This is a genomic window from Kitasatospora sp. NPDC127060, assembly GCF_042724935.1.
GTDB lineage: Bacteria > Actinomycetota > Actinomycetes > Streptomycetales > Streptomycetaceae > Kitasatospora.
The window spans coordinates 1-1,035 of sequence record NZ_JBHXEG010000205.1 but is presented as its reverse complement, the minus strand read 5'-3'; the positions used below and the strand labels follow the sequence as shown (position 1 = coordinate 1,035).

At 72.6% G+C, this 1,035-nt stretch carries 1 protein-coding gene and 2 pseudogenes; all 3 read left to right on the top strand.

Going from position 1 to position 1,035, the window contains the following annotated elements; all coding sequences use genetic code 11:
* A pseudogene (locus ACFWIS_RS40745) lies at nucleotides 1-94 on the top strand (roadblock/LC7 domain-containing protein); the annotation flags it as partial.
* A gap of 161 nt (nucleotides 95-255) precedes the next feature.
* Nucleotides 256-915 carry a DUF742 domain-containing protein gene (locus tag ACFWIS_RS40740; protein ID WP_380464166.1) on the top strand — a complete coding sequence of 220 codons (660 nt, stop codon included), beginning with the start codon at nucleotides 256-258 and terminating at the stop codon, nucleotides 913-915.
* Nucleotides 896-1,035 (top strand): annotated as a pseudogene (locus tag ACFWIS_RS40735) (ATP-binding protein); the annotation flags it as partial. The gene ACFWIS_RS40740 and the pseudogene ACFWIS_RS40735, both read left to right, overlap by 20 nt.

Genomic DNA, 1,035 nt, shown 5'->3' with positions numbered 1-1,035 from the left:
CGTCGGCTACGAGATGGCCCTGCTCGTCGACCGAGCCGGCGCCGTCCTCACCCCCGCACTCCGCGCGGAACTCCAGGGCAGTCTCCTGCACTGACGGTTCGTCGGATACCGTCCAGGTATTCGAAGTACCTCCGCGTCCTTCCCGGGCCCGCTTCGGCGGGCTCGGGTTCGGACGTTGTACGGCCTTCGCACCACCGGCTCCGGACTCGTACCGAAGCTCGCACCGCACCGCCGCACCTTGTGAGGAGAGGAACCGTGACACCGCCCGACGACCGCAGCGGCCAGTACGGCGTTCCGTACCCTGGCACAGGCCATGACGCCTTCGGAGCACCCGGCGCCGGCCACGGTCAGCAATACGGTCGGCACCAGTACGGGCAGCAGCCCCAGCAGCACCCGTACGCCCGGCCCGAGGAGCACTACGGCCCGTACGACCCGTACGCCCGGCAGGAGCCCGCCTTCGACGCCCCGCCGCCCGGCTACCCGGCACCGCCCGGCCCGGCGCCCGCCGCGGCCCCCGGCCGGCAGCCGGCCCAGGAGCCCGGGTACGTCGAGGAGTTCGAGGACGAGCCGGACTCCGGCCCGCTGATCCGGCCGTTCGCCATGACCGGCGGTCGCACCCGGCCCCGCTACGAGCTCGCGCTGGAGGCCCTGGTCTCCGCCGACGTCGACCCGCAGCGCCTGGCCACCCTCCTCCCGGAGCACCAGCGGATCTGCACGCTGTGCCGGGAGGTCAAGTCCGTCGCCGAGGTGTCCGCGCTGCTCTCGCTTCCCCTGGGAGTGGCCCGCATCCTCGTGGCCGACCTTGCCGAGGCCGGCCTGGTCGCCATCCACCAGCCCGCTTCCGGGGGCGAATCCGGAAACCAGCCCGACGTCACGCTGCTCGAAAGGGTCCTCAGTGGACTTCGCAAGCTCTAACGCGGCCGCCCCCACCCGCGCCACCACCTCCGCGAAGATCGTCATCGCGGGCGGCTTCGGTGTCGGCAAGACCACGCTCGTCGGCGCCGTCTCCGAGATCAACCCCCTGCGCACCGAAGC